This window comes from Curtobacterium sp. AB7 (assembly GCF_044909335.1).
Classification (GTDB): Bacteria; Actinomycetota; Actinomycetes; order Actinomycetales; family Microbacteriaceae; genus Curtobacterium.
In genome coordinates, this window is sequence record NZ_JBIYED010000005.1 from 54,873 (window position 1) to 71,250 (window position 16,378).

16 protein-coding genes are annotated in these 16,378 nt (G+C 71.8%); 1 reads left to right on the forward strand and 15 read right to left on the reverse strand.

The window, feature by feature from the left end:
• Positions 1-2: 2 nt before the first annotated feature.
• The gene (locus ABH929_RS11980) at positions 3-2,150 is read left to right on the forward strand and encodes a RecQ family ATP-dependent DNA helicase (RefSeq protein WP_404561407.1); all 2,148 of its coding nucleotides are present in this window, start codon (positions 3-5) and stop codon (positions 2,148-2,150) included.
• Positions 2,151-2,258: 108 nt separating this feature from the next.
• Here the strand turns inward: ABH929_RS11980 and ABH929_RS11985 are convergent, their stop codons facing one another.
• The 15 genes from ABH929_RS11985 to ABH929_RS12055 all read right to left on the reverse strand — a co-directional run bounded on the left by ABH929_RS11985 (position 2,259) and on the right by ABH929_RS12055 (position 16,316).
• Positions 2,259-2,780: a hypothetical protein gene (locus ABH929_RS11985; RefSeq protein ID WP_123293894.1), complete on the reverse strand. Its 522-nt coding sequence runs from the start codon at positions 2,778-2,780 to the stop codon at positions 2,259-2,261.
• Positions 2,781-2,910: 130 nt separating this feature from the next.
• Complete coding sequence (locus ABH929_RS11990) at positions 2,911-3,546, reverse strand: hypothetical protein (protein WP_404561408.1); 636 nt, start codon at positions 3,544-3,546, stop codon at positions 2,911-2,913.
• 119 nt (positions 3,547-3,665) lie between these two features.
• Positions 3,666-5,186: a ribosome biogenesis GTPase Der gene (der, locus tag ABH929_RS11995; RefSeq protein WP_111084613.1), complete on the reverse strand. Its 1,521-nt coding sequence runs from the start codon at positions 5,184-5,186 to the stop codon at positions 3,666-3,668.
• Positions 5,187-5,294: 108 nt separating this feature from the next.
• On the reverse strand, positions 5,295-5,951 hold the full coding sequence (gene cmk / locus ABH929_RS12000) for a (d)CMP kinase (protein ID WP_111084641.1): 657 nt from the start codon (positions 5,949-5,951) through the stop codon (positions 5,295-5,297).
• A gap of 239 nt (positions 5,952-6,190) precedes the next feature.
• A complete protein-coding gene (locus ABH929_RS12005; protein WP_404561409.1) occupies positions 6,191-7,303 on the reverse strand; it encodes a prephenate dehydrogenase in 1,113 nt (370 codons plus the stop codon).
• Positions 7,304-7,440: 137 nt separating this feature from the next.
• Positions 7,441-8,232 carry a pseudouridine synthase gene (locus tag ABH929_RS12010; RefSeq protein WP_228510267.1) on the reverse strand — a complete coding sequence of 264 codons (792 nt, stop codon included), beginning with the start codon at positions 8,230-8,232 and terminating at the stop codon, positions 7,441-7,443.
• Positions 8,233-9,385: 1,153 nt separating this feature from the next.
• A complete protein-coding gene (scpB, locus tag ABH929_RS12015) occupies positions 9,386-10,093 on the reverse strand; it encodes an SMC-Scp complex subunit ScpB (protein ID WP_404561410.1) in 708 nt (235 codons plus the stop codon).
• Positions 10,083-10,886: a ScpA family protein gene (locus ABH929_RS12020; protein WP_263090356.1), complete on the reverse strand. Its 804-nt coding sequence runs from the start codon at positions 10,884-10,886 to the stop codon at positions 10,083-10,085. The genes scpB and ABH929_RS12020 overlap by 11 nt, the downstream gene beginning before the upstream one ends.
• Positions 10,870-11,745 carry a ParA family protein gene (locus ABH929_RS12025; protein WP_404561411.1) on the reverse strand — a complete coding sequence of 292 codons (876 nt, stop codon included), beginning with the start codon at positions 11,743-11,745 and terminating at the stop codon, positions 10,870-10,872. The genes ABH929_RS12020 and ABH929_RS12025 overlap by 17 nt, the downstream gene beginning before the upstream one ends.
• Before the next feature lie 90 nt (positions 11,746-11,835).
• Positions 11,836-12,663, reverse strand: coding sequence for an SseB family protein (locus ABH929_RS12030; protein ID WP_404561412.1), 828 nt, complete (start codon positions 12,661-12,663; stop codon positions 11,836-11,838).
• Between the two features lie 4 nt (positions 12,664-12,667).
• On the reverse strand, positions 12,668-13,414 hold the full coding sequence (gene priA / locus ABH929_RS12035; protein ID WP_111084607.1) for a bifunctional 1-(5-phosphoribosyl)-5-((5-phosphoribosylamino)methylideneamino)imidazole-4-carboxamide isomerase/phosphoribosylanthranilate isomerase PriA: 747 nt from the start codon (positions 13,412-13,414) through the stop codon (positions 12,668-12,670).
• 111 nt (positions 13,415-13,525) lie between these two features.
• Entirely contained in the window at positions 13,526-14,161 is a 636-nt protein-coding gene (gene hisH, locus ABH929_RS12040; protein ID WP_205464276.1) for an imidazole glycerol phosphate synthase subunit HisH, read from the reverse strand.
• Entirely contained in the window at positions 14,158-14,760 is a 603-nt protein-coding gene (gene hisB, locus ABH929_RS12045) for an imidazoleglycerol-phosphate dehydratase HisB (RefSeq protein ID WP_404561413.1), read from the reverse strand. The genes hisH and hisB overlap by 4 nt, the downstream gene beginning before the upstream one ends.
• Entirely contained in the window at positions 14,757-15,863 is a 1,107-nt protein-coding gene (locus ABH929_RS12050; RefSeq protein WP_404561414.1) for a histidinol-phosphate transaminase, read from the reverse strand. Before ABH929_RS12050 ends, hisB begins: the two co-directional genes overlap by 4 nt.
• Before the next feature lie 75 nt (positions 15,864-15,938).
• Positions 15,939-16,316 (reverse strand): LysM peptidoglycan-binding domain-containing protein, encoded by a 378-nt coding sequence (locus ABH929_RS12055; protein ID WP_404561415.1) that lies wholly within the window; start codon positions 16,314-16,316, stop codon positions 15,939-15,941.
• Between the last annotated feature and the right edge of the window lie 62 nt (positions 16,317-16,378).

Consider the following 16,378-nt stretch of genomic DNA (forward strand, 5'->3'; position numbering starts at 1 on the left):
GCATGGACACCCCCACCGCCGCTCCGTCTGTCGTCTCGCCGTCTGCGGACATCGCCGCCGAGGCACAGCAGGCGCTCGCTGCGCTCACGGGGCGCCCCGACGCGGTCTTCCACCCCGGCCAGCTCGAGGCGATCTCCGCCCTGGTCGAGCACCGACAGCGTGCCCTGGTCGTGCAGCGCACCGGGTGGGGCAAGTCCGCCGTGTACTTCCTCGCGACCCTGCTGCTCCGGCGCCGTGGTGGCGGCCCGACCGTCCTGGTCTCGCCGTTGCTCGCCCTGATGCGTGACCAGGTGGCTGCGGCTGCCCGCGCGGGGGTCCGTGCGGTGTCGATCAACTCGGCGAACGCACACGAGTGGGGCGAGACCCAGGCGGCGCTCGCCCGTGACGAGGTCGACGTGCTCCTCGTCTCCCCCGAGCGCCTGAACAACCCGAAGTTCCGCGACGAGCAGATGCCGACCCTGATCGCCCGGATGGGCATGCTCGTGGTCGACGAAGCGCACTGCATCTCGGACTGGGGCCACGACTTCCGACCGGACTACCGCCGCTTGGCCGAGCTCATCCGCTCGCTCCCCCACGGCGTCCCCGTCCTGGCGACGACGGCGACGGCGAACGAGCGCGTGGTCGAGGACGTCGCCGAGCAGCTCACCGCCGGCCCGGCCGACCCGGTGTTCACGATCCGCGGGTCGCTCGCCCGGGCATCGCTGCGGCTCGGCGTGCTGACGCTTCCGGATGCCCGGCAGCGGCTCGGCTGGCTGCTCGCGCACCTCGGCGACCTGCCCGGCAGCGGCATCATCTACACGCTCACGGTCTCGGCTGCCGAGGACATCGCTCGACTGCTGCGCGACAACGGGTACGCCGTCCGGGCCTACACGGGGCGCACCGACACCGACGAGCGGGAGCAGCTCGAGCAGCAGCTCAAGGGCAACGAGCTGAAGGCCCTCGTCGCCACGAGTGCGCTCGGCATGGGGTTCGACAAGCCGGACCTCGGGTTCGTCGTGCACGTGGGCGCGCCCTCGTCGCCCGTCGCCTACTACCAGCAGATCGGTCGTGCGGGTCGTGCCACCGACAACGCCGACGTGCTACTGCTGCCCGGGCGTGAGGACCGCGAGATCTGGCGGTACTTCGCCAGCGCGTCCATGCCGACCGAGGCCCGGGCCTCCGCGGTGCTCGGCGCCCTGTCCACCGACACCGCGATGTCGACGGTCGCGCTCGAGGGCCTGGTCGACATCAAGCGCTCCACCCTGGAACTCCTGCTCAAGGTGCTCGACGTCGACGGAGCGGTTCGACGCGTCACCGGCGGCTGGGTCTCCACCGGGCAGCCGTGGCAGTACGACGCCCCGCGGTACGAGCGGGTCGCTGCGGCACGTTCTGCCGAGGCCGCGTCGATGCTCGACTACGAGTCCACCTCGGCGTGCCGCATGCAGCTGTTGCAGCAGGACCTCGACGACCCCTCCGCGGAGCCCTGCGGCCGGTGTGACAACTGCGCCGGGGCGTGGTTCCCGACCGCGGTCTCCGACACGGACTCGTCCGGTGCGGCTGCCGCGCTCGACAAGGTCGGTGTCGAGATCGCCCCGCGTGCCCAGTGGCCGTCGGGCATGTCGTCGCTCGGTGTCTCGGTGCGGGGCAAGATCGGCGCCGACGAGCTCGTGCAGCCCGGCCGCGCGGTGGCTCGTCTGACCGACCTCGGCTGGGGCGGGCCACTCCGTGCGCTGTTCTCGCCGTCGACGCCCGACGCTCCGATCTCCCGCGAGCTCGTCGACGGCTGTGTCCGGGCGCTCAAGGACTGGCCGTGGGAGACCCGGCCGACCGGGGTCGTGGCGATGTCCTCGCGGTCACGGCCGCAGCTCGTGGGGTCGCTGGCCCAGGCGCTGTCCACGATCGGGCGGCTGCAGTTCCTCGGCACGCTCGACCGGAACGGCGGCACACCCCGCGGCGACGGTGCGACGAACAGCGCGTACCGGTTGTCCGGCGTGTGGGACACGTTCCAGGTCGGGCCCTCGCTCGCCGAAGCACTGCAGTCGCACGACGGCCCCGTGCTGCTCGTCGACGACCTGGTCGACAGCCGGTGGACGATGACCGTCGCGGGCCGCGAACTCCGGCGTGCCGGGGCCGCCGCCGTGCTGCCCTTCGCGCTGGCCACCGTCGCCTAGCCTGGCGCTGCGCCCGCCGCCGCACCCGTTCCGCGCCAGTCCACGAGTCGATCGACGCGTGGACTGTCGCACGAGTGGTGCGGGCGCCGGAGCCGGCGGTCGACGGGGCTAGCGGCGGGCGGGCTTGGGGAACGTGGCGCGCATGTGGTCGGTGGTGAGCACGTCGCCGATGCCGATCATGAGCAGTGAGAACACGATCTGCTCGATCACCATCCAGAACGGGTACAGCCCGGGGATCGCCGCCACGATGAGCGTCACGATCGGGAAGATCCGGCTGAACAGCCGCACCCGCTGGTACGCCCAGTAGTACCCGAGCTGCGCCCGCCACGCGAACACGTAGAGCGTCAGGGTGATGAGCAGCACGACCGTCGCCCGGAACCACACCGCCCACGGCACGGTCTCCCCCGCGCGCGTCAGCAGCACGGCCACGACGATGGCAGCGAGTCCGACGATCGTCTCGGCGACGAGCAGCCACCGGATCCACCGGAACGACCGGACGGTGTCGGGGTGCTCGAGCATGTCCTGGCGGATGACGTACCCGCCCTGGCGACCTCCGGCCAGCCGGTCGAGCCGCAGCCGGCACCACAGACGGTCGGCGAGGCCACCGAGTCCGTCGTTGCGCTGCGTCACCAGTACATCGTGCCGCATCGAACGGCCGTCGGCGTACCGCGCCGACGCCGACGCCGAACGACATCGTCGAGGTCGCACGACGTCGACGATGTCGTTCCGGATCGGCGGAGGACTACCAGGGCCAGACGGCTCAGTCGCTCGGCACGAGCGCCGCGCCGCCCAGCACGCTGCCGGTCGCCGCATCGAGCAGGACGAGGGAGCGGACCTCGTCGGGCAACGTCCACGGATCGCTCAACACGACGGTCAGCCCTTCCTCGACGCCGGCGGCCTGGAACACGTCGAAGGACTCCCCCGCCGGCGTCCACTCCGGGTCCTTTCCACCGGTGACCGTCCCACCGGACAACACGACGTCGACCGGCCCCGTCGTTCCCGTCCTCAGGTGCGAGATGTCGACCGCGAGCGTGGCGTCACCCGTGTTCCCCGCGATGTGGACGTGTCCAGAGGCAGCGGCGCCGTCGATGCCAACGATGTCCCCGGAGACCGGCGGGACACGGCGCCACCACGGCTCGATCGGCGACGAATCGACGGGCTGCACGGCCGGGGACTCCTCGGGCAGGGGTGCGCCGAGGCCGTTGGACGGTCGCAGCCCCTCCGCGGGCGACTGCGCGGGTTCGGGTACAGCTCGATCGGAGCGGGTGACAGCGTCGTCCTCGGACGGTGCGTGCGAGACCGTCCAGAGCGACACCGAGCCGACGACGACCACGGCGACGAGGGCACCCACCAGGGCGAGCCGACGTCGATCCGTTCCCCACCGCCCGATGCGCACGCTCCCATGATGCCGCGCCGACCCTGCGGACGCGATCCGGGCCTCCCGGACGAACGCGAATGCGAATGCACAACGCGCCCCGTGCAGACGGGACGCGTTGTGTGTGGTGCGGCTGCGACTCAGCGCTTCCGGCGCTCGCGCACCCGCATGTTGACGTTGATCGGGGTGCCGGAGAAGCCCCAGACCTCGCGGAGTCGACGGGTGATGAACCGTCGGTACTGCGGGTCGAGGAACGCCGACGTGAAGAGCACGAACGTCGGCGGCTGGCTCGACGCCTGGGTCCCGAACAGGATGCGGGGCTGCTTGCCGCCGCGCACGGGGTGGGGGTGCTCCTGGACGAGCTCGGCGATGAAGGCGTTGACCTTGCCGGTGGGGATGCGGGTGTCCCACGACGCGAGGGCGGTCTCGAGCGCCGGCACGAGCTTCTCGAGGTGACGGCCGGTACGGGCGGAGATGTTCACGCGCGGGGCCCAGGCAACGTGCGCCAGGTCCTGCTCGATCTCACGCTCGAGGTAGCGGCGCCGTTCGTCGTCGAGCAGGTCCCACTTGTTGTAGGCCAGGACGAGCGCACGACCCGACTCGAGCACCAGGTCGATGATGCGCAGGTCCTGCACGGAGACGGGCTCGGTGACGTCGAGGACGACGACGGCGACCTCGGCCTTCTCCAGCGCCGCGGTGGTGCGGAGCGAGGCGTAGAAGTCGGCGCCCTGCTGCATGTGGACGCGCTTCCGGATGCCGGCGGTGTCGACGAACCGCCACACCTTGCCGCCGAGCTCGATCTGCTCGTCCACCGGGTCGCGGGTGGTGCCGGCGATGTCGTTCACGACGACGCGCTCTTCACCGGCGGCCTTGTTGAGCAGCGAGCTCTTGCCGACGTTCGGGCGGCCGAGGATGGCGACGCGGCGGGGGCCACCGACCTCCTGCTTGGCGACGGCCGAGGTGTCTGGCAGCGTCTTGATGATGAGGTCGAGCAGATCCGCGACACCACGGCCGTGCAGCGCCGACACCGGGTGCGGCTCGCCGAGCCCCAGGTTCCAGAGCTCGTAGGCGTCGAGTTCACGGCGCTCGTCGTCGGCCTTGTTCGCGACGACGATGACGGGGCGGTCGGTGCCGCGGAGCATCTTGACGACGTGCTCGTCGGTGGCGGTGATGCCGACCGTGACGTCGACGACGAACAGCACGGCGTCGGCGAGGTCGATCGCGACCTCGGCCTGCGCGGCGACCGAGGCGTTGATGCCCTCGGCGCCGGGCTCCCAGCCGCCGGTGTCGACGAGCGTGAAGCGCTTGTCGTTCCAGTCGGCCTTGTAGCTGACGCGGTCACGCGTGACGCCGGGGACGTCCTGCACGACGGCCTCGCGACGACCGAGGATGCGGTTGACGAGCGCGGACTTGCCGACGTTCGGGCGGCCGACGATCGCGAGCACCGGGTAGGCGGGCAGGTAGTGGACGCCGTCCTCGCCGACCTGACCCGCCTCGAGCAGGGCGAGGTCCTCGTCCTCGAGGTCGTACTCCTCGAGTCCGGCGCGGAGCGCGGTCGCGCGCTGCTCGGCCTCGGCCTCGTCGAGCCCGGCGAGCCGCTCGCCGAGGGCGTCGTCGTACTGGGGGAAGTCGTCGTTGTCCGGGTTGTCCAACTGAGCCATGGTGGGTTCCTCGCGAGCGGCCGGAGCCGCGGTGTCGGTGGCCGTTCCCGGCCGGGCCGGAGATCCGGCCGTGGTGTGACCAGGCGGCCGAGGCCGTCCGGTCGTGCGTCAGTGCGTGGCCGCGCGGGCCAGGTCGACGACCGCCTGCACGGTCTGGTCGAAGTCGAGGTCGGTGGAGTCGAGCGTCGTGACGCCGTCTGCGGCGTTCATGAAGTCGACGACCTTCGCGTCCGCCGCGTCTCGACGAGCGAGTGCGGCGGAGGTCTCTGCGGCCGACTGGGTCGTGACCTCCGCCGAGCGCCGGGCCATTCTAACGGACTCGTCGGCCGTCAGCAGGATCCGGACCTCGGCGTCGGGTGCGACCACCGTGGTGATGTCCCGACCCTCGGTGATGATGCCCGGTGCGTCGGTTTTCCGCATGACGTTCCGGAACAGCTGCACGAGGCGGTGTCGGACGTCGGGGAGCTTCGCGATGTGGGCCACCGCGCCCGTCACGTCCGGGGTGCGGATCGCGTCGGTGACGTCGGTCTCCCCCACGCGCACGTAGTAGTCGTCGGGGTCGGTGCCGATGGCGTAGTCGAAGGTGTCCCAGCTCGCCAGGATCGCCGCCGCGTCGTCGAGGTCGACCCGCTGCTGCAGGGCGTGCCAGGCGAGGGCGCGGTAGGCGGCACCGGTGTCCTGGTAGCCGTAGCCGAGGGCTCGGGCGGCCGCGCGGGAGACGCTCGACTTGCCGCTGCCCGCGGGGCCGTCGACCGCGATGACGATCTTCGCGACGTAGGCGCCGTCGGTGAGACCGGCCGGTACGGGGGCGCTCGTCGAACCGGGTTCGCCACCGGGCTCGCCGAGGCCGCCGGCCGGACCGCCGAGCGGGCCGCCGTCCGCGCCACCGCGAGCGCCGTCACCGGGCGTCGGGGTCGGCAGACCGGAGTCCGGACCGTCCGGCCCGCCGGTGACGCCGGAGTCGCCGGTCACGCCGGAGTCGTTCGTCGCTGCGTTCGTGTCGTTCAGGCCCATGCTGCTGCGATCCTCCATCCGCGACCCTCGAGTTCCTCGACGAGTCGCTGTTCCTGCTCGGGCAGGACCGACACCTCGACGATGCCGATCTGCGCGCCCGGTGAGTGCTCGAGGCGCATGTCCTCGAGGTTGATGCCGATCTCCCCGATGAACGTCAGGAGCGCGGCGATCTGCCCTGGGGTGTCGTCGACGAGGACGACCACCTGGGCGAAGCGCTTGGTGGTGCCGTGCTTGCCGGGCAGCCGTTCGACACCACGGTTGCCGGCGGCGATCGTCTCGGCCAGGGTGCGCGGTGCCCCGGCGGCGGCGGGGTCGTCGAGCGCCCCGATCACGCCGCTCAGCTCGTCGCGCAGGTCGGACAGCACCCGCCGGACGTTGGCCGCGTTCGCGCCGATGATCTGCACCCACAGGCCGGGGTCGCTCGCGGCGACACGGGTGACGTCGCGGACGCCACCGCCCGCCATGCCGAGGGAGCCGTCGGGGGCGTCACGCAGCCGCGAGGCCATCAACGTCGACACGAGCTGCGGCACGTGCGAGACGTAGGCCACGGCCAGGTCGTGCGACGCCGGGTCCATCGGCACGACGGTCGCGCCGACGTCGAGCGCCAGGTCCTCGACCACGGCGGCGCGCTGGTAGCTGATGGCGTCGTGACCGGCGATCACCCAGGGGCTGCCGACGAACAGATCCGCGCGGGCGGCGCTCGGCCCGCTGCGTTCCCGTCCGGCCATCGGGTGCGACCCGATGTAGCGGGTGACGTCGGCACCGGCCGCCACGAGCTCGGCCAACGGTCCGGCCTTGACGCTCGCGACGTCGGTCACGATGGCGTCCGAGTACGCGGACAGTTCGCGGGCGACGACCGTCGCCACGACGTCCGGCGGGACCGCCACCACCACGAGTTCGGGCTGGTCGCCGGGTTCGGGCCGGCGGCCGGCCCCGTAGTCGACGGCGAGCGCCAGCGCACCGGGCGAGACGTCGTCGAGGACGACGTCGACCCCCTTCTCGCGCAGCGCCAGACCGATCGAGGTGCCGAGGAGCCCGGTGCCGACGACCCGCACCGGGCCGCGCACGCGGCGGTCGATGTCGGGCGGGGTCAGGTCGGTCACCGGGCAAGCCTACCGACCGACACCCGGGCGTCGGTCGACGCCCGGGTGTCGTTCACGGCCCGTGTGTCGGTCAGGGCTCGAGGGTCGGTCGCAGGCCGGTCGCAGGCCGGACGCAGGCCGGTCGCAGCCGGTCGCGGTCAGTCCGCGGTCTCGTCGTCCCACTCGTCGTCCTCGCCCTGGTCGAGGGCGACGTCGCGGTCGTCACGAGCGGAGGGCTTCGCATCGCGGACGGTGCCGAGCAGCTTCCCGACCTCGACCGTGCCCAGCTCACGCATCTTGCCCGGCGGCAGGCTGCCGAGGTGCAGCGGCCCGAACGAGCGCCGCACGAGTTCGAGGACCGGGTGGTCGACGGCCTCGAGCATGCGACGGACGATCCGGTTGCGGCCGGAGTGCAGCGTGATCTCGACGAGCGACTCACCCCGCGAGGACTCGAGCAACCGCACCTTGTCGGCCTTGATCGGACCGTCCTCGAGCTCGACGCCCTCGGTCAGACGCTGCACCACGGCGGGGTTCACGTTGCCGTGCACCTTCGCGATGTAGGTCTTCTGCACGCCGAACGACGGGTGCGCCAGCACGTGCGCCAGGTCGCCGTCGTTCGTCAGGACGAGCAGCCCGGAGGTCTCGGTGTCCAGGCGGCCGACGTTGAACAGGCGCTCCTCGTAGCGGTCCACGAACTCGGTCAGGTCGCGGCGACCGCGCTCGTCCTGCAGGCTCGAGACGACACCGGTCGGCTTGTTCAGCACGATGTACCGCCGCGAGGAGTCGATCTGCACCGGCACACCGTCCACCGAGATCGCGTCCGTCGCGGGGTCGACACGACGCCCGAGGGCGTCCACCACCTGCCCGTTGACCGTCACGCGGCCCTCGACGATCAGGTTCTCGGCGACGCGGCGAGATGCCACGCCCGCAGCGGCGATCACCTTCTGCAGGCGCTCCCCCTCTGCCTGGAGGCCCGGTTCGGCCCCGGCAGACGTCGTCCCGTCCGCCGCGTCCCAGTCCTCGATGATCGGCCGTTCGGGCGTGCCCTCCACCGGGGCGCCGTGGCTGTCGCGCTCACCGCTCGGCTTCGGCGTGGTGCGGCCGTTGGCGGCGTTGCTGCTCTTGCCGGGGCGGTCGCTGTTGCGGACGCTCGTGGTGCCGCCGACGTAGCGGCGGCCGTTGTGCCACACGCGGCTCTGCTGGCCGTCGGGGCCGCGGCGGTCGTCACGGCTGTCGCGTCGGTCGTCGCGGGGAGCCGAGCGGCGGTCGTCGCGGGGAGCCGAGCGGCGGTCGTCGCGACCGCGGTTCCGATCATCGCCGCCCCACCGAGATGCTCCCGAACCACGCGAATCACCGGTTCCGCGAGAGTTTGGTTGTGCGCCGTTCCGATCGTCGCGGCCGCGGTAGCCGCCGCGGTCGTCGCGCGGAGCGGAGCTACGGTCATCGCGACCCCGGTAGCCGCCACGGTCGTCACGCGGAGCTGCGCTGCGGTCGTCGCGACCCCGGTACCCACCACGGTCGTCGCGAGGGGCGGAGTTGCCCCGGTAGCTGCCGCGGTCGTCGCGCGGGGCGGAGGTGCCCCGGTAGCCGCCACGGTCATCACGCGGCGAGGAACTGCGGTCGTCGCGCCCGCGGTATCCACCACGGTCATCACGCGGCGCCGAGCTGCCCCGGTACCCACCACGGTCGCCGCCGCCGGCGCGGTCGTCACGCCCGCGGTACCCACCACGGTCATCACGCGGCGCCGAGCTGCGGTCATCGCGACCCCGGTACCCACCACGGTCATCACGCGGCGCCGAGCTGCGGTCGTCGCGACCCCGGTACCCACCACGGTCATCACGCGGCGCCGAGCTGCGGTCATCGCGACCCCGGTACCCACCTCGGTCGCCGCTACGGTCGTCGCGCGGCGGATAGCCGCCGCGCCGGTCGTCGTCACGCGGCGGACGTGCGCCCCCGCGGTCGTCGCGACCGTACCCGCCGGAGCGGCCACCGGCACTGGAGCCGGCCCCGCCGCGGCCGGGAGCCGAACGCCCGGGGCGATCCGGGCCTCCTGAGCGTCCGTTGCGGTCGTCTCGGTCTCGGGGCGCGCCGCGCCCCCGGTCGTCAAACCCGGCCATCGGGGATCCCTTCGTTCTGCCCGAAGCCGTCCGCACCGTCGTCCAGGAGGGGCGAGATGAGCGGCAGCTCGTCGAGCGAGTTGATGCCGAGCTGCTGCAGGAGCAGATCGGACGTGACGTAGTTGATGGCGCCGGTCTCGGAGTCGGTGAACGACTCCTCGATGAGACCGCGCGCGACCAGCGTTCGGACGACGCCGTCGACGTTGACGGCGCGGATCGACGCGATCTGGGATCGCGTGATCGGTTGCTTGTAGGCGACGACCGCGAGGGTCTCGAGCGCGGCCTGCGACAGGCGCGAGGGACGCTCGGCCTCGACGAACTGCTCGACGACGGCGTCCAGGTCCTGGCGGACGTAGAAGCGCCAGCCGCCGCCGACCTCGCGGAGTTCGAACCCGCGGCGGGTGGTGCCGTCGACGCCGTCGAAGTCCGCGACGAGGCGTTCGACGGCCTGGCGGACGGCGGGGACGGGTGCGTTCACGGCGGCGCCGAGCGCGACGAGCGACTGGGGCTCGTCCGCGATCATCAGGATCGCCTCGAGCTGGCGGTCGATCGGGATCGCCGGGTGCGCCTGCGGGGCGTGGTCGTGGTCGTGCTCGGCACGCGCGTGGATCTCGTGCTCGATCGCGCGGGCATCGGCTATCTCGTCGGCGCCGCCGGGTTCGGCGCTGGACGTGTCGTGCACGTCATCCGTCATAGTCGGCTCCCAGGTTGGCGAGGCTCTCGTCGGACCAGTCCTCGGCGGTCCATCGGAGCGTGAGTTCCCCGAGCGGCTCGAGTTGTTCGAACGAGATCGATGCGTTCCGGTACAGCTCCAGGATCGCGAGGAAGCGAGCCACCACGATACCCGTCTGGTCGACGCCCGCGACCAGTTCGCGGAACGAGACGCCCTCGCCGTCGCGTGTCCGCAGGATCGAGACGACGATCGCGGCCTGCTCGCGGATGCTGATGAGCGGCGCGTGGAGGTGGTCGAGGCCGACGGTCGGGATCTCCCGCGGGGCGAACGCCAGCGCTGCCAGCGCGGCGAAGTCCTGCACCGAGAGCGTCCACACGAGCTCGGGCGTGCGGGCGCGGAACCGCTCCTCGAGCCGGACGCTCCGGACGTGCCGACGCGACTCCACACCCCAGCGTTCGCCGAACCAGTCGGCGGCCTGCTTGAACGCCCGGTACTGCAGCAGCCGCGCGAACAGCAGGTCGCGGGCCTCGAGCAGGGCGACGTCCTCTGCGTCGACGAGCTCGCCCTGCGGCAGCAGCCCGACGATCTTCAGGTCGAGCAGCGTCGCGGCGACGACGAGGAACTCGCTCGCCTCGTCGAGTTCGTCCGCCGACTCGGCCTGACGCACGTACTGGATGAACTCCCCCGTGACCACGCCGAGCGAGACCTCGGTGATGTCGAGCTCGTGCTTCGTGATGAGCGACAGCAGGAGGTCGAACGGGCCGTCGAAGTTGGTGAGCCGGACCCGGAACCCCGACTCAGGCGACGGCGCCACGCTGGACGAGCTCTCGTGCGAGCTGCCGGTAGGCGTGGGCGGCGGCGTGGTCGGGCGCCGTCTGGGTGATCGGTCGAGCGGAGACCGTGGCGTCCGGGAACTTCACGGTGCGCCCGATGACGGTGTCGAGGACCCGGTCGTCGAAGGTGTCGACGACGCGCTCCATGACCTCGCGCGAGTGCAGGGTGCGCGAGTCGTACATGGTCGGCAGGATGCCGTCGAGCGTCAGCGCTGGGTTGAGGCGGTCGCGCACCTTGTCGATCGTCTCGATGAGCAGGGCGACACCGCGCAGGGCGAAGAACTCGCACTCGAGCGGGATGAGCACACCGTGTGCCGCGGTCAGGGCGTTGACGGTGAGCAGGCCGAGCGACGGCTGGCAGTCGACCAGGATCACGTCGTAGTCGTTCGCGACCTTGCGCAGCACGCTCGCCAGGATCTGCTCACGGGCGACCTCGTTGACCAGGTGCACCTCGGCTGCGGACAGGTCGATGTTCGCCGGGATCACGTCGAGCCCGGGGGTGTTCGTCGGCTGGATGACCTGGAGCGGGTCCTTCACGGCGCCCATGAGCAGGTCGTAGACGGTGTGGATGTCGTGCGTGCGGACGCCGAGGCCCGCGGAGAGCGCACCCTGCGGGTCGAAGTCGACGGCCAGGACCTTGCGGCCGTACTCCGCCAGTGCTGCTCCGAGGTTGATCGCCGTGGTGGTCTTCCCGACGCCGCCCTTCTGGTTGCAGAGGGCGATGATGCGCGCGGGGCCGGTGCTGTCGAGTTCCTCGGGCACGGGGAACTCCCGGACAGGACGACCCGTCGGACCGATGGAGGTCGCGCCGGTGGGGTTGGTCGTCGGGTTCGTGCTCACCCGGCCATCGTACCGGCGACGTCGGCCGGCCCGGGGCCGCACCGCCGCGCGCGGCCGGGTCTGCGTTGCGCGTGGCAGGGCGGACGCGGCTCAGGCTGCCCGCAGGGCGACGCGCATGCTGTCGACGCGTTCGGCGATGACGGCGTCCGTCGACCACCGCTGCTGCAGGCGTCCGACGAGCTCGCCGACCTGCTCACGGTCGAGCCCCGGGTGCAACGCCAGTCCGACGGTCAGCTCCGGGCCGGCGAAACGTCCGACCGGGTCACCGGGGGTCAGTTCGACACGGGCGACGCTGCGCTCCCCCACGACCGAGTCGGCGAACGCCTGGGCGACCTCGGGGTCCTCGAAGCACGGGGTCCACGGCAGGTCCTGACCGAGCGCCCACACCGCAGGACGGCGGAGCACGAACTCGGTGACCGACTTCGGGTCGAGCACGACGAGCTGCGTCTCCTCGCTCGCCGCGGCCATCGCCACCCGGCGTGACTCCACGGGCACGGGCCGGGCAGCGGCGTCCCAGGCGTGCATCGCGTCGACCGAGGTGAACGCGGGCATCACGCTCCGCCCGTCGGGCCCGGCGACCGTCACGATCGAGAGCTCCTGGGTCTTGTCCACGAGCTTGCCGGCGTCGGTCTCGCCGAGGTCGCCGGCCTCGGCGATGAGCGGGATGAGCAGGCGGGCGGAGCGCAGTGCCTCGACGACCGCCGCCTGCGATCCACCGGCGGCCACGCCCGCGATCGCCGCGGTCAGCGCGGGATCGGCCAGTCCGTCGTCGTCGGCGAAGGCGGTGTCGTGGTGGTCGAACGTGCGGCCTTCCCACGTGAAGCCGGCCGAGTCCGCCGCGCCACCCGGGGTGTGCGCGTCGTCGAGACCGGTTGCCGCGTCCGGACCGGTTCCGCGCCCGTTGGAGATCCCCGCCACGCCGCTACTCCGAGGCGATGTCGAGTGCGGCCGGCAGCGTGAACGCCCCGGAGTACAGCGCCTTGCCGATGATCGCGCCCTCGAGCCCGAACGGCACGAGCTCGCGCAGCGCCCGCAGGTCGTCGAGCGTCGAGATCCCACCAGAGGCCACGACGGGCTGGTCGGTCCGGTCGCACACCTGGCGCAGCAGCTCGACGTTCGGGCCCTGCAGCGTGCCGTCCTTCGTGACGTCGGTGACGACGTAGCGGGCGCACCCCGCGGCCTCGAGCCGGTCGAGCACCTCCCACAGGTCGCCGGCGTCCTCGGTCCAGCCGCGGCTGGCGAGGGTCGTGCCACGCACGTCGAGCCCGACGGCGATCTGCTCGCCGTACTCGCCGATCACCCGAGCGGCCCAGTCCGGGTTCTCGAGCGCCGCCGTGCCGAGGTTGACCCGGGCGGCGCCGGTGGCCAGCGCGGCTTCGAGCGAGGCATCGTCGCGGATGCCGCCCGACAGCTCGACGGAGACGCCGTCGACCTCGCGGATCGCGTGCGCGATCACCTTGCGGTTGTCGCCCCGCCCGAAGGCCGCGTCGAGGTCCACCAGGTGGATCCACTCCGCGCCCTGGTCGCGCCAGGTGCGCGCGGCGGCGACGGGGTCGCCGTAGCCGGTCTCGCTCCCCGCCTCGCCCTGGGTCAGCCGGACGGCCTGGCCGTCGACGACGTCGACGGCGGGCAGCAGGACGAGGGGCGAGGTGTCGGTGAGGTCGGTCATGATCCTGTCGGTTTCGTCACGGTGGAGAAGGTGCGGTGGAGGAGGTGCGGGATTCGGCCTGGAGGCCCGTGGCGCGTCCGGCGGCGCAGTCGCGCCCGTCACGGGCCGGGTTCAGAGCGAGCGCACCCAGTTGGTCAGCAGGCGGATGCCCGGCTCGCCGGACTTCTCGGGGTGGAACTGGGTCGCGGTGAGCGGCCCGTTCTCGACCGCGGCGATGAACCGTTGCCCGTGTTCGGCCCACGTCAGGCCGGGAGCGCGGAACGGACCGTAGGCGTCGAGCGGGAAGTCGGTCACGCCGTACGAGTGCACGAAGTAGAACCGCTCGTCGTGCAGTCCGTCGAACAGCACGGAGTCCTCTGGTGCCTGGACGGTGTTCCAGCCCATGTGCGGCAGGACCTCGGCCTGGAGCTGCTCGACGGTGCCGGGCCACTGCCCGAGCCCGTCGACGTCGGCTCCGCGCTCGATGCCGCGGGAGAACAGCACCTGCATGCCGACGCAGATGCCGAGCACCGGACGGCCGCCGGCCAGACGGTGGTCGACGATCTCGCCGCCCTGGACGCCCTCGAGCTGGTCGATGACCGCGGCGAACGCCCCGACCCCGGGCACGAGCAGGCCGTCGGCACGCAGCGCCGCCTGCTTGTCGGAGGTCAGCGTGACCTCGGCTCCGGCGCGCTCGAGTGCCTTGGCGGCGGAGTGGACGTTGCCCGACCCGTAGTCGAGGACGACGACGTTCGGCTTCGCGGTCACAGTGCGCCCTTGGTGGAGGGGATGCCGTCGACGCGCGGGTCGAGCTCGACCGCCTTGCGCATCGCACGCGCGAACGCCTTGAACTCGGCTTCGGCGATGTGGTGTGGGTCGCGGCCACCGAGCACCCGGACGTGCACGGTGATGCTCGCGTTGAACGTGATCGCCTCGAACACGTGGCGGATCATCGACCCGGTGAAGTGACCGCCGATGCGGTGGAACTCGAACCCTTCGGGCTCACCCGAGTGCACGAGGAACGGACGCCCGGAGACGTCGACGACCGCCTGGGCCAGCGCTTCGTCGAGGGGCACGAGGGCGTCGCCGTAGCGGCCGATGCCGGAGCGGTCACCGAGGGCCTGCTTGAGAGCCTGTCCGAGCACGATGCCGGTGTCCTCGACCGTGTGGTGCACGTCGATGTCGGTGTCACCGGTCGAGCGCACGCGCAGGTCGATGAGCGAGTGCTTGCTGAACGCGGTCAGCATGTGGTCGAAGAACGGCACGCTCGTCGAGATGTCGGACGAGCCGGTGCCGTCGAGGTCGAGCTCGAGTTCGACGCTCGATTCGCTCGTGCTGCGGCTGATCGAGGCGGTACGGGCGGTCATGCCCCAACCCTAACCGGCGGCTGCTCGGCGGCGACCTGCCGCATGGCGTCGAGGAACGCGGTGGTCTCCTCTTCGGTGCCGGCACTCACCCGCAGGTGGTTCGGGATCCCGAGGTCGCGCACGATGACGTCCCGCTCGAGCAGCGACTCGAACGCGGCGTGCGGGTCGGCGACCCCACCGAACAGGACGAAGTTCGACCAGGTCTCGTACGTCCGGTAGCCCATGGCCTGCAGCTCGGTCACCATCCGGTCACGCTGCAGCTTGATGTCGTCGACCATCGCGAGCATCTCGGGCGCGTGGCGCAGTGCCGCGACCGCGGCCGCCTGCGTCAGGACGGACAGGTGGTACGGCAGCCGCACGAGCCGGACGGCGTCGATCACGGCGGGGTGTGCCGCCATGTAGCCGACCCGTGCACCGGCGAACGCGAACGCCTTGCTCATGGTTCGGGAGACCACGAGTCGCTCTCGCCCGGGCAGCAGCGTGAGGGCGCTCGGCACGTCGGCCGGCATGAACTCGGCGTAGGCCTCGTCCACCATCACGATGCCGTTGGTCGCGGCGTACGCGGCCTCGATCGTCTCGATCGGCAACGGTGTGCCCGTGGGGTTGTTCGGCCCGCACAGGAACACGATGTCCGGCCGGTGTTGCTCGATCGCCGCCACGACGGTCTCGGGCGAGATGCGGTACTCGTCATCGCGCTGCGCCGGGATCCAGGCCGTGCCGGTGCCGGACGCCAAGATCGAGTGCATCGAGTAGGTGGGCGGGAACCCGAGGACGGAACGCCCCGGGCCGCCGAAGGCCTGCAACAGCTGCTGGAGGACCTCGTTCGAGCCGTTCGCCGCCCACAGCTGCTCTGCCGACAGGCCGTGCCCGAGGTACCGGGCCAGCGACTCGCGAAGCTCCGTGAACTCGCGGTCCGGGTAGCGGTTGACCGTCGCGAGCGCCTGTCGGATCGAGGCGACGATGTCGTCGGCCACGTCGTCCGGCACGGGATGCGTGTTCTCGTTGACGTTCAGCTGGACGCGCACGTGCTTCTGCGGAGCGCCGTACGGGCTCTGACCGCGGAGGTCGTCTCGGATCGGGAGGTCTTCGAGCGTGAATGCCACCGATCCATCGTAGGCCGATGTGACCACCGGACGACCAGCCGTCCGGACGGGACTGCCGTCGACCACGTCCGGCAGCTACTGGCCGGAGGTGTACTTCGTCGGGATGGCGATCTGCTCGCCGGCCTGCAGCCCGGAGCCGTCGAGGGCGTTGAGGCTGATGACGTCCTGCACGAAGTCGCGCGGGTCGGCGTTCGGCGCGGTGTCCTCGGCCAGCTGCCAGAGCGTCTCGCCCGGCTGGATCGTGACCGTGTCGAACTGCGTCCGGGCGCCACCAGCGGCGGCGTCACCGGCGGACGCCTGCCCGCCGTTCAGGACGAAGAAGGCGACGACGATGAGGAGGGGGAGCGCGGCGAGCGTCGTGAAGACGATGCGGCCGCGGCGCGTCAGGCGCAGGCGGACGCGCGTGGCGGGGGCCGCGGTGCGCTGGATGTCAGCGATGGCGATGGTGCTCATGTCGTTCTTGCCTTCCCGTTCGGGTGAACCGAAGTCGTGTACCGAACATAGTTTCGAATCAG

What these genes read in the sequence shown, in the direction of transcription:
- ABH929_RS11980 (WP_404561407.1), top strand. Translation starts at nt 3, where the DNA reads ATGGACACCCCCACCGCCGCTCCGTCTGTCGTCTCGCCGTCTGCGGAC.
- der (WP_111084613.1), bottom strand. Translation starts at nt 5,186, where the DNA reads ATGGCTCAGTTGGACAACCCGGACAACGACGACTTCCCCCAGTACGAC.
- scpB (WP_404561410.1), bottom strand. Translation starts at nt 10,093, where the DNA reads ATGACGGATGACGTGCACGACACGTCCAGCGCCGAACCCGGCGGCGCC.
- priA (WP_111084607.1), bottom strand. Translation starts at nt 13,414, where the DNA reads ATGACCGACCTCACCGACACCTCGCCCCTCGTCCTGCTGCCCGCCGTC.
- hisB (WP_404561413.1), bottom strand. Translation starts at nt 14,760, where the DNA reads ATGACCGCCCGTACCGCCTCGATCAGCCGCAGCACGAGCGAATCGAGC.
- ABH929_RS12055 (WP_404561415.1), bottom strand. Translation starts at nt 16,316, where the DNA reads ATGAGCACCATCGCCATCGCTGACATCCAGCGCACCGCGGCCCCCGCC.